At 54.9% G+C, this 14,811-nt stretch carries 9 protein-coding genes; 8 read left to right on the forward strand and 1 reads right to left on the reverse strand.

What is annotated here, in order from left to right; all coding sequences use genetic code 11:
* The first annotated feature begins 71 nt into the window (after positions 1 to 71).
* From MKX63_RS22435 to thiH, 4 genes are read left to right on the forward strand one after another with little or no spacing between them, the layout of a single operon-like run.
* Positions 72 to 737: a thiamine phosphate synthase gene (locus MKX63_RS22435; protein WP_341020180.1), complete on the forward strand. Its 666-nt coding sequence runs from the start codon at positions 72 to 74 to the stop codon at positions 735 to 737.
* Complete coding sequence (gene thiS / locus MKX63_RS22440; RefSeq protein WP_341020182.1) at positions 734 to 937, forward strand: sulfur carrier protein ThiS; 204 nt, start codon at positions 734 to 736, stop codon at positions 935 to 937. The genes MKX63_RS22435 and thiS overlap by 4 nt, the downstream gene beginning before the upstream one ends.
* A 30-nt stretch (positions 938 to 967) precedes the next feature.
* The gene (locus tag MKX63_RS22445; RefSeq protein WP_341020183.1) at positions 968 to 1,732 is read left to right on the forward strand and encodes a thiazole synthase; all 765 of its coding nucleotides are present in this window, start codon (positions 968 to 970) and stop codon (positions 1,730 to 1,732) included.
* Between the two features lie 23 nt (positions 1,733 to 1,755).
* Complete coding sequence (gene thiH, locus MKX63_RS22450; RefSeq protein WP_341020184.1) at positions 1,756 to 2,883, forward strand: 2-iminoacetate synthase ThiH; 1,128 nt, start codon at positions 1,756 to 1,758, stop codon at positions 2,881 to 2,883.
* A gap of 576 nt (positions 2,884 to 3,459) precedes the next feature.
* On the opposite strand, the gene yfbR is transcribed toward thiH, so the two are convergent.
* Positions 3,460 to 4,104 carry a 5'-deoxynucleotidase gene (gene yfbR / locus MKX63_RS22455; RefSeq protein ID WP_341020185.1) on the reverse strand — a complete coding sequence of 215 codons (645 nt, stop codon included), beginning with the start codon at positions 4,102 to 4,104 and terminating at the stop codon, positions 3,460 to 3,462.
* A gap of 104 nt (positions 4,105 to 4,208) precedes the next feature.
* Here yfbR and MKX63_RS22460 point away from each other — a divergent pair, with 104 nt between their 5' ends.
* The 4 genes from MKX63_RS22460 to MKX63_RS22475 all read left to right on the forward strand — a co-directional run bounded on the left by MKX63_RS22460 (position 4,209) and on the right by MKX63_RS22475 (position 14,125).
* A complete protein-coding gene (locus MKX63_RS22460; RefSeq protein ID WP_341023204.1) occupies positions 4,209 to 5,912 on the forward strand; it encodes a fumarate hydratase in 1,704 nt (567 codons plus the stop codon).
* 223 nt (positions 5,913 to 6,135) lie between these two features.
* Positions 6,136 to 6,468 carry a hypothetical protein gene (locus MKX63_RS22465; RefSeq protein ID WP_341020187.1) on the forward strand — a complete coding sequence of 111 codons (333 nt, stop codon included), beginning with the start codon at positions 6,136 to 6,138 and terminating at the stop codon, positions 6,466 to 6,468.
* Between the two features lie 635 nt (positions 6,469 to 7,103).
* On the forward strand, positions 7,104 to 10,115 hold the full coding sequence (locus MKX63_RS22470) for a carbohydrate binding domain-containing protein (RefSeq protein WP_341020188.1): 3,012 nt from the start codon (positions 7,104 to 7,106) through the stop codon (positions 10,113 to 10,115).
* A gap of 83 nt (positions 10,116 to 10,198) precedes the next feature.
* The gene (locus MKX63_RS22475; RefSeq protein ID WP_341020189.1) at positions 10,199 to 14,125 is read left to right on the forward strand and encodes a carbohydrate binding domain-containing protein; all 3,927 of its coding nucleotides are present in this window, start codon (positions 10,199 to 10,201) and stop codon (positions 14,123 to 14,125) included.
* The last annotated feature ends 686 nt before the right edge of the window (positions 14,126 to 14,811 follow it).

The raw sequence follows: 14,811 nt of genomic DNA on the forward strand, positions 1-14,811 counted from the left end.
CTTATGGGAGTGGTCTTTTTTGTGTTGGCGCGCGGTTTAGAATGAGCTGGAACAGACGGGAGGGGAAGGGATTGTACAAGATTCATGCGGTTTCGGATGGGCGGCTAATGCCTGAAGCGCTGGCGGAATGGGCCGTTGCGGTACATTCTATGGTGGATTATATCCATCTCCGCGAAAAAGCCATGTCCGCCCGCGAATTGCTGGCGGCGGCGCAGCAGATGCTTCAGGCCGGAGTACCGCCATCGAAGCTGGTCATTAATGATAGGATCGATGTTGCCCTGGCCGCCGGGGCAGGCGGTGTACAGTTAGCCTGGCATAGCCTCCCGCCAGCCGCAGTGCGCGGCCTTGCACCGGGCCTGCGGATCGGCAGATCGGTCCACTCGCAGGAAGAGGCGGCGGAAGCTGGAAGGCAGGGAGCAGACTTCTGCCTCTACGGGCATGTATTCCCTACGGCCTGCAAGCCCGGACAGCAGGCGCGGGGACTTGCGCAGCTGGCCGAGGCTGTCCGCTGGAGCCGCATACCGCTGATTGCGCTCGGCGGGATTACCCCGGGCAATGCCGGAGCGGTGCTGGCTGGGGGGGCGGCTGGCATTGCGGTCATGTCGGGGATCTGCGGAGCCCCAGATCCGGTGGCAGCGGCCTTGGCCTACAGGGAAGCGGTTCACAGGGCGGCAGAGCAGGCCGAAACGCTGGATATGACTCAAGCACAGGGCACAGCAGGAGGTGAACAGGCATGAATGTGACCGTTAACGGGAAGAGACAAAGGATCGGGGAGAGCTGCCGGACACTGGAGGATCTGCTGGCCCGGCCCGAGTGGGCCGGTAAGCTGGTAATTGTCGAGCTGAACGGTGAACTTGCCGGCAGAGAGGTTTATGGAGAGACACTGCTTAGCGAGGGGGACCGGGTGGAGCTGGTTCATTTTGTAGGCGGAGGCTAAACACAAAGACTTATCCCAGGAGGCGTTAAGATGCAAGATCCATTGATGATTGGCGGCGTGACTCTAACCAGTAGACTATTCATTGGCACCGGAAAATACAGCCGTAACACCCTCATTCCCGAGGTCATTACGCGATCAGGCTCACAGGTTATTACCGTTGCCCTGCGCCGGGTAGACCCGGAGAGCAGTGACAATATTGTCAGCCATATTCCTTCCCATATGACCTTGCTGCCCAATACCTCAGGTGCGCGCACCGCAGAAGAGGCGGTACGGATTGCCCGGCTGGCGAGATCGGCGGGGCTGGGGAACTGGGTGAAGATTGAGGTCATCAACGACCAGAAATACTTGCTGCCGGATAATATGGAGACCATCCGGGCGACTGAGATCCTTGCAGCAGATGGCTTCGTGGTGCTTCCGTACATGAGTCCTGATCTGTCCGCCGCCCTGCGCCTGAAGGCAGCGGGGGCTGCGGCCGTGATGCCGCTGGGGGCACCGATCGGGTCCAACCGCGGGCTGCAGACCAAGGAGCTGATCCGGATTCTGATCTCCGAGACGGATCTGCCGGTGATCGTGGATGCCGGAATCGGCAGACCGTCCGAGGCGGCCGAGGCGATGGAGATGGGAGCGGCAGCAGTCCTGCTTAATACAGCGATTGCCACCGCCTCAGATCCGCTGCTGATGGCAGAAGCCTTCCGCGCTGCGGTATCCGCAGGGCGCAAGGCTTATCTTGCCGGACTGGGGCCTGTAGAAGAGACGGCGGCAGCCTCTTCACCGTTGACCGGGTTCTTGGCCTGACAGATGGAATAGGGAGGAGAGGAATGGTTATGAGCTTTTATGAGACGATGACCCGGCTGGAGCAGCTTCCTTACGGGACGCTATGGAGCCGGTATACGGCAGAGGATGTGAAGCGCGCGCTTCGTGCAGAGCAAGTCGATGAAGAGGGGCTGATGGCCCTGCTGTCACCGGCAGCGGAGCCTTATCTGGAGGAGATGGCACAGAAGGCGCACCGTTTAACGCGTACGCATTTCGGCCATGTGATGCAGTTGTTCACACCTATGTATCTGGCTGATTTTTGCGTGAATCACTGCACGTATTGCAGCTTCAGTTCTATCTATGATTTTCCGCGCAAAAAACTGACGCTGGAACAGGTCGCCCGGGAAGCAGAGATCATCGCAGCCACGGGGCTGCGCCACATTCTGATTCTGACCGGAGAATCCCGTAGGGACAGTCCGGCTGGTTATGTGAGGGACTGCGTGAATGTACTACGCCGCTATTTTTCCTCTGTCAGCATTGAAGTGAATCCGCTCTCGACAGCCGAATATGCTGAGCTCCGGGAAGCAGGCGTGGACGGTCTGACGCTCTATCAGGAGGTCTACCACCAGGAGACTTACCGTGCGCTGCATGTAAAAGGACCCAAACGCGTCTACCGCAACCGTCTGGATGCTCCCGAGCGGGGCTGTCAAGCGGGCTTTCGTTCAGTAAATATCGGGGCCCTGCTCGGCATGTATGAATGGCGGCAGGAGGCGCTGGCCACAGCGCTGCATGCGAGGTATCTGCAGGACAAGTACCCGGAATGCGAAATCGGGCTGTCGATTCCCAGATTCCGGCCTTACTTAGGCGAATTCAACCCCGCAAGCGATGTTACCGACCGGGCACTGGTGCAGATCATCCTGGCGTACCGCCTGTTCCTGCCGCGCTCCGGGATCTCGCTGTCCACGCGCGAGCCTGCCGCTCTGCGCGACCATCTGGTCCAGCTCGGCATCACGAAGATGTCCGCCGGGGTATCCACCGAAGTGGGCGGGCATTCCCTGGAAGGGGGAACGCCGCAGTTTGAAATCTCAGACAACCGCAGCGTGAACGAGATAGTCGAAATGCTGCGCTCGCAAGGACTCCAGCCGGTATTCAAGGACTGGGATATCCTGTCCGAGCCGCTTGGCTTGAGGTAGGCAAGCTGGTTTGGCTTAGTTTCATGTGACCAAACTGGATGTAACTTAACCTGATCAGGCTGACCGGATGAATTAAAACTGAACAGATTAATCGAATCTACTTGAACAGATTAACCAAATCAAGTTAAACTGACCAGACATACTAATGAATCTAAGTTGACCAGACTGACTAAATCAACTGAACTTAATCAGACTAATTCAATCAACTTATATTGACCAGAATAATCGTGCCTGACTTAACCTGCCCGTTTGCAAATAACCCGCCATGAGGCGGGTTATTTGCATTGTATAAGCGTTCTGGGCTGCGCGTGGGCCGGATATATGCGGAAAACCGAATACAATCGCTAGCGCGAAGGCTGATGGACCAAATGTAAGCGAAAAACAGAACACAATTTCCTGCACGAATGCGCGTGGGCTGGATGTGCGCTCCTCAGGGCTGATACCGGATGCATTCAGAAAGCAGTCGGATGGAGAAATGTGCTGCTACTTAAGAGTGGCATAGGGTATTCGCATTGTTCAGATATTAGTGTTCCAGTCAACGCTAGGAGCCAACGCTATGCGAATGCCATACTCTAATTACTCTATAGATTCAGACTCTCCGGCAGACTGCCCCTGATTCGCGCTGGAAGACAGCTCGTCTAGCGACATCTCGAAGCCCGGAGCCATGTGTTCAAGGAAATACTCCATCTCCGGCATCTCCAGCACATGCAGCTTCGCAGCGGTCTGCTCCCGGGCGGCGGCGAATTCGCGGTTGCCTGCGGCGACCTCCCAGACGCATTTCAGGTAAGCGTCAAGCACATCCGCTGCTTTGACGTAGCGGAGCAGTCCGGCATCCTCGGAGCCGGGCGGGCTGGTGTGCGGCTGCAGGAGCGGCGCGTAGACTGCGCTCAGCTCCGGCGGGATCATGGCCGCCAGCCGGTCGGCGGCCACCTGCTCCATCTCGCGGAAGCTGGACAGCAGACGCGAGTTGTTATGCTTCACCGGCGTGGCGATGTCGCCGGTGAAGACCTCGGTGGCGTCGTGGAACAGCGCCATCGTGGATGCACGGTCGGCGTTCAGCGACCGGCCGAAATGGGCATTGCCAATGGTGCACAGCATGTGCGCCAGCAGGGCGACCTGGAACGAATGCTGCGCCACGTTCTCCGGGGCGGTGCTGCGCATGAGGCTCCAGCGCTGGATATATTGCAGCCGGTAGAGATAGGCGGAGAAATGGTAGTTCAATTTTGAGGTAACCCCTTTCATGAGCAGCTTAATGTGCTATTATAGTAACTAATTGTACCAGAGTTAGGGCCGCTTGAACCAGATGGAGAGGAGACTGAATGAAGATGCAGCATTTTGAAGAGAGCATTTATAATTTGATTGTAGAGACCTCCACGAACCTGCCGGGAGATGTACGCCGGGCGGTGGCCAGAGGGCGAGCGCTGGAAGACCGGGCGACACGCTCCGGACTGGCACTAACCACGATAGCGCAGAATATCGGGATGGCAGAGCAGCAAATATCTCCGATCTGCCAGGATACGGGGATGCCGACTTTTATAATCCATACGCCGGTGGGCGTGAATCAGATAGAGATGAAGAAGGATATTCACAGCGCAATTACCCGTGCTACGAAGAACGGCAAGCTGCGTCCCAATTCGGTGGATTCGCTAACGGGCGAGAACAGCGGGGATAATCTGGGGGCAGGGACTCCGGTGATTCATTTCGAGCAGTGGGAGGAAGAGAGCATTGACGTCCGGTTGATCCTTAAGGGCGGCGGCTGCGAGAATAAGAACATCCAGTACAGCCTTCCGGCAGAGCTGGAGGGACTCGGCAAAGCCGGACGTGATCTCGACGGTATCCGCAAGTGCATTCTGCATTCCGTGTACCAGGCGCAGGGTCAGGGCTGTAGTGCAGGGTTCATTGGCGTAGGCATCGGCGGTGACCGTACCACGGGCTATGAGCTGGCCAAGAAGCAGTTGTTCCGCAAGGTCGAAGATGTGAATCCTACCCCAGATTTAGGCAAGCTGGAGCATTACATTATGGAGAATGCCAACAAGCTTGGAATCGGCACGATGGGCTTCGGCGGTGAAGTGACGCTGCTGGGCTGCAAAATCGGAGTAATGAACCGGCTGCCTGCCAGCTTCTTTGTCTCTGTGGCCTATAACTGCTGGGCCTTCCGCCGTCAAGGCATTCTGGTCCATCCGGCTACCGGTGACATTCAGGAATGGCTGTATGAGAGCGGCACCGGGATATCCGTTGAGGGGGAAGCGGCACCACAGCCTGTTGCTGAGCCTGTGGGTGTAGCAGCGGCAGAAGGGACAGCCTCCGGCGTGGTGCCAGAGGATGCTACGATTCCTGCGGCACCGGCTATTGTATCCGGTACGGGTGAAGCAGCTTCGGATGCGGCCGTCTCAGGGAATGGGACAGCCTCTGAACCGGCTGGAGCAGCTTCCGCTGGTTCAGGCGGCTCGCGTGAGATCCGATTGAGCACACCGATCAGCGAGGAGGATATTCGAAGTCTGCGTGTCGGCGATGTGGTTATTCTCTCCGGTGAAATGCATACCGGCCGCGACGCCCTGCACAAATACCTGATGGATCACGACACCCCTGTCGATCTGAACGGTGCTGTCATCTACCATTGTGGACCGGTCATGCTGAAGGATGATGAGGGATGGCATGTGAAGGCCGCTGGCCCGACGACCAGTATCCGCGAGGAGCCGTATCAAGGCGATATTATCAAAAAATTCGGTATCCGCGCCGTAATCGGCAAAGGCGGTATGGGACCCAAGACCCTCCAAGCCTTAGGTGAGCACGGCGCAGTCTACCTCAATGCAATCGGCGGTGCAGCACAGTATTACGCAGAATGTATCAAGAAGGTCAACGCGGTAGACTTCATGGAATTCGGTATTCCTGAAGCCATGTGGCATCTGCAGGTGGACGGCTTCGCAGCGATCGTGACCATGGATGCGCACGGCAACAGCCTGCATGCTGATGTCGAAAAGGATTCCGCCGCCAAGCTGGCCCAATTCCGCGAGCCGGTGTTTAAGTAAGCGAGCAGATTGTTCCTGCTTCAGAATAGTATCTAACAAACTGCTACGTATGCTGACTAGATATACTGTTAGACTAGAACCTCCTTCATTCCGGTGAAGGAGGTTTTTGGCGATTGCAGCAATTGTGCAGGACAACCTCCTATTGCGGATGAGGGGGCGAAATAGCAGGAACACTGCTGCGTAACGGGAAGTCGGCTGTGTGGGGAGGGTAATGAGAGGACACATGAGAGGCATAAATCCCTCTGCTGGTGCTGAAAGTGGGCTGGATGCGGAAATGAGAGGGATAAATCCCTCTGATAGCGCTGAAAGTGGGCTGGATGCGGAAATGAGAGGGATAAATCCCTCTGATGGCGCTGAAAGTGGGCTGGATGCGGAAATGAAAGGGATAAATCCCTTTGATAGCGCTAAAAGTGGGCTGGATACGGAAATGAGAGGGATAAATCCCTCTGATAGCGCTGAAAGTGAGCTGGATAGGGAAATGAGAGGGATAAATCCCTCTGCTGGTGCTGAAAGTTGTCGGAGAGTGGAAAGGAATGGGGATGGTGCTGAAAGTTAGCTGGGGGCAAAGAGTAGCCGAGGAGCACTAGTGCACCTGAATCCGCTAACCGCCATGAATGGATCTTGCCAGCAAAAAAAGGGGAGTATGAGACCAATACAGTCTTCCTGAGGGGGCCTTCGAGGTATGAGTTTATGCTGAATACTGCTTTTTGTGTTTTTTGCAGAGCGGTTATCCTATATGGGATAAGGGTTGGCGGCAGGTTTGATTTATATGTCTTGACAGCGCATACAGGGACATGTTAATTTTTAGTGGGGAAACCGGTTTCCCCACTGCTGCACTGATGCTGTGAAAGTAAGCTCTAGCGAACCTATCTAGCTAAGCATGAGCACTCTAGCTAAGCTCTAGACAAACTGCCTAGCTAAGCATGAGCACACTCTAGCTGAGCTCTAGCCAAACTGCCTAGCTAAGCATATGTAAGCTCTGGCTAAATTGTCTAGCCAAGCATTAGCAAGCTGTAGCTAAGCATCCGTGAGCCCTTACTAAGCTCTTACTAAGCTCTAGCTAAGCTCCTGCTAAGCAGTCAGCATCAGCCTATGCACTATCAAGCTGAAGCAAAGCTCAAGTTGTTGATGGCAGAGTATCCGCTGGCCCCAATGTGTTGCATTCGGTTTTACATGAGAGGGAGATGAGGAATGAAAAGAAAACGTAACCGCCTGCTTGTTCCCGTTCTAATCACATCCATTGTATTGTCGATCATGATGAATCTGTTTGTCCTGCCGCAAGCTAAGGTGGAAGCAGCCAGCATTGGCACCGTAACCGAGAATGACACGATTTATCAGATTATGGTGGACCGCTTCAATGACGGGGATTCTTCCAATAATGCAACAGGCGCGGCTATCCGCTACGGGGAGAACTCCGAGGAGGATTTCCGTTACATGAAGGGCGGCGACTGGCAGGGGGTCATTGACAAGCTCCCGTATATTCACAATATGGGCTATACCGCGATCTGGATCTCACCGGTAGCTGAGCCGCAGATGACTAACCGTGATAACAACGGTACAGGCAAGAACACAGCCTACCACGGCTACAATGTCAAAGATCCGAACAAGGCCAACCCTTACTTCGGCACCAAAGAAAAGCTGAAAGAGCTTGTAGACTCCGCGCATGCGCTAGGAATTAAGGTCATCATTGATGTCGTTCCCAACCACATCGGCGATTATATGCTGGGCACACAGGCGTATTATGATATCCCGTCATTGCAGCCTGCCGCTCCATTCAATAATCCGGCCTGGTATCACCATAATGGTGACATTAACTGGTCTCTTGCCGATGGACGGTACGATCAGTGGGCCCAGGATTATCTGGAGAATCATGATTTGGGCGGTCTGGATGATATCGACTTCGATGTTCCTGCCGCCAAGCAGGCTATCTTCAGCTCGATCAAGGGCTGGTTTGACTATACGGGGGCCGATGGCGCCCGGGTCGATGCAGCCAAGCTGATGAAGCCGACCGATATCGGCGAGCTGCAGAATTTGCTGGGCGTGAATACTTTTGGGGAGAATTTTGACGGCAATGCCGAATTCGTTTCCCGCTGGGTCGGTACCAACAAGGAGTGGGGGATGCTCGACTTCCCGTTATTCTTCTCCGTGCTGAACAGCTTCGCGTACGGCCAGTCTTTTGACGCGAATATTAAAGGCACCCTGGCTCAAGACTCCTACTACGGCGGCAACGCCAACCATATGGTTACCTTCATCGACAATCATGACCGCAACCGCTTCCTGACCGAGGCCGGGGGCAGTGTTGAGAAGCTGCAGAATGCTTTGTCCTTTATTTTTACTGTGCGCGGAACGCCTGTGGTCTTCCAGGGAACCGAGCAGAACAAGGGCAACGGCAACGGGCAGATCATGACGGGCGGCATCGCGGATACGTGGAACCGCTGGTCGATGGTGAAGCGGGATGCAAACGGCAATGTGCTGGAGAATTATTTCAATGAGAATGCCAGTACCTTCAAGCATGTAGCCAAGCTGAACGAGATCCGCAAAAACAACCCGGCCCTGCGCACCGGCACCCAGCGCGAAATGTGGTCCGCACAGAATCTGTACGCCTTCTCCCGGCGGATCGATACAGGCACGAATGTCGGCCAGGAGGTCATCTCCGCATTCAGTAATGCCTCCAGCGGATCACAGACTGTCACGCTGCCGCTGCGCGCCGAAAGCACGCTTACCGCAGGTACGGTTCTGGTGAACCAGTTGAACCCCTCCGATACTGTGACCGTGCAGGCGGGCGGTGTTACCGGTAAGCAAATTACAGTTACCCTGAGCGCCAATTCAGCCAAAATCTACTCCAAAACTCAGCCGGTAACCGATACGCAAGCACCAAGTGTTCCGGGAAATGTAACAGCAACGGTACAGAATGCCTCCAGCGCGCTGGTATCCTGGTCGGCCTCCACCGATAATGTCGGGGTCACAGGGTATGAAATCTACCGCAATGGAGTGAAGATCGGGACTTCCGCTACGACCTCTTTTACAGATAACGGACTTGTGGGCAGCACTAATTATTCCTATACGGTAAAAGCGTATGACGCCGCCATGAATCTGTCGGCCTTCAGCGCAGCCGCTCTGATCGTTACTCCTGCCGGTAACAGTGTGACTATCTACTACAAGCAGGGTTACACCAATCCGTACATTCATTACCGCCCGGTAGGCGGGACTTGGACGACATCTCCAGGTGTGGCTATTCCAGCCGCCGAGGTAGCTGGCTATAACAAAATCATCATAAACATCGGCGCAGCCACTCAGCTCGAAGCCTGCTTCAATAACGGCAGCGGCACCTGGGACAGCAATGGGGGCAGCAATTATCTGTTCAGCACCGGCACCTGGACCTATTCGCCTACAGGCAATATCCAGGCAGGCGGTCCGGTAACGCCAACGGCATCGCCGACTGCTACACCGACTGTATCGCCAACAACGACACCGACCGTGGCGCCAACGGTGGCACCAACCGTAGCTCCAACAGCTACACCGACTGTAGCACCGACCGCAACACCAACGGCAACACCAACCGTAGCGCCAACGGCAACACCTGTGCCAACCGCCACACCAGCGGGCAACACCGCGACGATCTATTACAAGAATACGGCCTTCAGTAACTCCTATATCCATTATAAGCTGGATGGGGCATCCACCTGGACGACTTCACCGGGTGTGCAGATGCAGGCCTCTACTTTCAGCGGCTACAAAGCTATTACCATTCCGCTCGGCACCGCCACCGGCCTGACCGCAGCGTTCAATAACGGCAGCGGCACTTGGGATAACAATGGCGGGAATAACTATCATTTTGGCACCGGCAGCTCCAGTCTGGTTGGGGGAAGCTTGACCTCCGGGGAACCGCAGGCGGATAGCGTAACCTTCAGGGTTAGCGTTCCGGGATCGACTCCAGCGAATGCCCAGGTCTATCTGACGGGTTCGTTCAACAGCTGGAATGCGGCAGATGCGGCCTATCTGCTGACTCGCGGCAGTGACGGCGTCTATTCCGTCAACGTAAACCTTCCGGCAGGCAGTCCCGTGACGTTTAAGCTGACGCGCGGAAGCTGGGGCACGGTAGAGACCGCGTCCAGCGGTGCGGATATTGCGAACCGGACGCTTACACCGGCAGGCGGAGCACAGACAGTGACGCTAAGTGTGCAGCGCTGGAAGGATCAGTAAGCAGCTTGAGAGGGCGAGGGATGGAAGTCCCTCGCCCCCGTTTTTTTCACGAAGAATAATCCCAAGTAAGAAGGAGTTGAACCATGACCAAGACAACCAGGTCCCTTCGCAAAATTACAGCCCTGCTTCTGGGCGCGCTTCTGACCGTTCCGGCACTAGTGTCTCCTGTCTCGGCAGATATTGCCGCTACGCATGTCTATCATAATCATATGCCGAACTTCTGGGCTTACTATGATCTGAACACTTACAATTCCACCCCTGTAGGCAGTCCGATCCGCTATACCTATGACGGTGAAGTCATCCAGCTGAAGCAGAATCCGCCCGCGGGATATCCCTATTATCTGCCGAATGGCTCTCCCATGCCCCACGATGATCTGGTCTCTTATTATTCCCATCACGCCAAGACTGGCGCGTATTTAACCTGGCCCTGGAGTGTGGCGAACACGCTGCACAGCACTCATCCCCAGGCGCAGATGCATGTTACCATGTCGGGGTCTGTGGTGAACAATGTGAACAGTATTATTCAGCAAGACAATGTAAGCGGATACAATAATCCGGCCTGGGGAACCCCTTGGAAGAATGCCGTGAATCAGCTCCGGACCACTGGCGGCGACAACATGCTCGACCTGATTCATTTTTCCGGACACCATTCGATGGGCCCGCTGGTCGGCAACGATTATTTACTCAAGGATATGATCTATCATGGAGCAACGATGGCTCAGCCTTATTTCCTGGGCAGCAGCTATAAGTCATCGAAGGGTTTTTTTCCGACAGAGCTGGGGTTCTCAGAGCGGATTATTCCTGTGCTGAACAAGCTCGGCATCCAGTGGTCCGTGATCGGCAACAACCACTTCTCCCGCACACTTAAGGATTATCCGCTGCTGGACAGTCCGGGCAAGGACACGATGATCTCGCCGCCTAACCGCAGTGATCTGCAGAATGTCAGCACGGCGGGGGCCTGGGTGAGTGAACCGATGTTCAATGAGCAGCAGGTGGTCTATAATAAATATCCTTTTGCCTCAACGGCCCATTGGGTGCGTTATGTGGACCCGGCAACCGGGGCGGAATCGAGAGTGGTTGGCGTGCCTGTCGCGCAGGCGCAGTCCTGGGAAGAAGGGTATCTGGGCCAGGTAAAAGCAGATGCGCTTAAGCCGTATGAGAATCTGGCTCTGCAGAAGCAGATTTTTGTCGTGGCCCATGACGGGGATAATTCTTCGGGCCGGGCCGGCTCCGAGGAGACCTGGCGCAATGCCGGGAATGTCACCTATGCCGGCAGCGGTGTGACCGGAATGGGGATCGATGAGTATCTGCGCAGCAATACACCGGCCGCTTCCGATGTGGTCCATGTGCAGGACGGCTCCTGGATCGATACCCGGGATTCATCCTCTGATCCGACCTGGTACCATTGGCATTTGCCGTTTGGGATCTGGAAAGGCCAGTTCGCGGCCTTCAATCAGGTGAACGGGACTGCTTACGCCCCGAAGAAGAATCTGGCGGGCGCTGAGGAAGGCATGACGGTATCCTTCGAGAAGGGCTATCATTATCTGGAGCGTAACTTCGCGTTGCTACAAGCTTCCCTGAACTATGCCAAGACCGCCGAACAGATCTGGCTGGAGGAGCATCCGAATTACTGGAAGCCGGCGAACCCGCTGGACCGTGAGGTGACCTACGAAGGCAATCAATTGAATCCGTGGATGCTCTCTTATCCTGTGAAGGGGAATGCTGCGAGTGATTACGCAGGAGGTGCCAATCCCGCTGAGCTGGCCTGGTATTTCCTCCTGCCTGCCATGGATTCGGGGTTCGGTTATTACGATGAGAATGTGGATGACAGCGTGAAGCCGGCGTTGTCCTTCAATCAGTCACTGTATTTCTCCAAGCCCTATGTGTCGCAAAAGCTGGCCAAAGACAAAACCGGCCCCTCCGTCTGGTGGCCTCAGCGTTACCCGTACAATCCGGGCAGCGCCAATGTCAGTAAGGCAGAGGGCTGGACCCTGCAGCATTACAATAATGCTTTTGCCATCTATACGTATGCGTTCGACACCAGCGGAATCAGCGACATCAAGGTGAAAATCCGGGCACATCGTGATAAGACGGCAGACGCAGCGGATAATACCTTCAAAGTATATGATCCCGCAGGTCTGGCCGCATCCGGGGTGCCTGGTATTGATCCTGCCAAGGTAGGTGCGTGGACGGAATATCCGATGAATGTCCGTGACCTGAGCGCCGATATTAACGGTGTCGACTGGCAGCCAAGCAGTAAGACGATTATGCAGAAGGTTCCGGCCACGGATATCGGGAACCTGTATTTCTCCTACATCTCCGATTACCGCGATCAGCTATTGGACTACTACATTGAAGCCAAGGATGCCAAAGGCAATGTGACCAAAAGTGATATCCAGCAGGTCTATGTCGGTGCCGGCAAATATACGCTGGAGAACGGAAAATATAAGGAGAGCATCCAAGGTACTATTGAAGGGACGCATCCGTTCATCACAGATGTGCCTGCTGTCCCGGATAATGAAGCTCCGGCTGCTCCAGCGAACTTGCAGGCCACAGTGGTTAATGCTTCTTCTATCGGGCTGACCTGGAATGCCGCGACAGATAATATCCGTGTTACCGGCTATGAGATCTACCGCAATGGCGTTAGAATCGGAACAACTACTTCCACCTCATATACAGACAGCGGCTTGTCAGCCAGAACAGCCTATGAATACAAAATTAAAGCCTATGATGCCTCCGGTAACCTCTCCGGCTTCAGTGCGGCAGCAACTGCCACCACACCGGAGGGCAATAATGTAACGATCTATTATAAGCAGGGTTATTCCACTCCTTACATCCATTACCGCCCGGTTGGAGGGACTTGGACGACAGCCCCGGGCGTAGCGATTCCGGCCGCCGAGCTAGCAGGCTATAACAAAATCACCATTAATATCGGCGCAGCCACCCAGCTTGAAGCCTGCTTCAACAACGGCAGCGGCACGTGGGACAGCAACGGCGGCAGCAATTATCTGTTCGGCACCGGGACTTGGACGTATACGCCGACTGGAAATATTCAGTCGGGTGGTCCGGTGACGCCAACGGCATCGCCGACTGTAGCACCGACAGCTACGGCAACGCCTAAGCCAAGTGCGACGCCAACGGTTGTGCCAACCGTAGCACCGACAGCTACACCGACGCCAACACCAACCGTAGCACCGACAGCTACACCAACCGTAGCACCTACAGCTACACCAACCGTAGCACCTACAGCTACACCGACGGTAGTACCAACAGCTACGGCAACACCTAAGCCAAGTGCCACGCCAACAGCTACACCAACCATAGCGCCAACGGCTACACCGACGCCCATCGTGACGCCAACACCAACCGTAGCGCCAACAGCTACACCAGTGCCAACCGCCACACCGGCGGGTAACACCGCAACGATCTATTACAAGAATACAGCCTTCAGTAACGCCTATATCCATTATAAGCTGGATGGGGCAACCACCTGGACGACTTTACCGGGTGTGCAGATGCAGGCCTCTACTTTCAGCGGCTACAAAGCCATTACCATTCCGCTCGGCAGCACCACAGGCCTGACCGCAGCCTTTAATAACGGCAGCGGCACTTGGGATAACAATGGCGGGAATAACTATCATTTTGGCACCGGCAACTCCAGTCTGACGGGAGGCAATCTGATTACCGGCGAACCACAGGCTGATAGCGTAACCTTCCGGGTCAGCGTTCCGGGCTCGACTCCAGCGAATGCTCAGGTCTATCTGACGGGTTCGTTCAACAGCTGGAATGCGGCAGATTCAGCCTACCTGCTGACTCGCAACAGTGACGGCGTCTATTCCGTCAACGTAAACCTTCCGGCAGGCAGTCCCGTGACGTTTAAGCTGACGCGCGGAAGCTGGTCCGCGGTAGAGACCGCGTCCAGCGGTGCGGATATTGCGAACCGTACGCTTACGCCCGCAGGCGGTGCACAGACGGTGACACTGACCGTGCAGCGCTGGAAGGATCAGTAACAGGTTATTGGTCAATTTATTATCCCGGAGTGTCTGATCCACGAATCGCCCCTTTTTGGATGGTGTAATACAGCCCTCTGAGAATGGGCGATTTCTTTTGACTTAAGATGCAGAAATAGATGGATTTTCTCCACCTGCTGCTTACAAAATTTGCGCCGAAGAAACAATAGTTGGACAACCAACACTTAATCATTCACATTTACGAGAAATAGCAGAAACAAACATAATTAGTTGTCATTTATCCACTTGCTTCCGATAATTTGGCAGAAAAGGGCGAATTAAGCTGCGTTTTTCCAATTGTTTGCCGTGAACCGGTCACTTCTGAAGAGCAGGGCTGAAACTATTTGGATTGGAGGAGTTGAGGATTGGAGAAATGAGGAGTTGAGGAATTAAAGTTTGCAGAATCGGATAGTTGCGGGTTGAGGTGTCAGGGTGTTGAAATGTTGATTATTTAAGGAGATTTAGGGTTGTGTAACTCCACCACTTAAACAGCGCAGCGGGCGGACTGATTGTGGAGAAGCGATAGTGTTCGCCTTTGTGTCCGGATTTTCACCGATCAGGTAAAATAATAAGAATCTGGACACAACAGCGATCGGAACAACGGTCCGTTTGCGGAGCGTCCATTAGAGAGCCTACACCGCTCCTCCTCGCCCCAGGCCTTTAGATCTCAGACACCGCTCCTCCCT

Origin of the sequence: Paenibacillus sp. FSL R7-0179 (assembly GCF_038002265.1) — a bacterium.
Taxonomy (GTDB): Bacteria; Bacillota; Bacilli; order Paenibacillales; family Paenibacillaceae; genus Paenibacillus_AQ.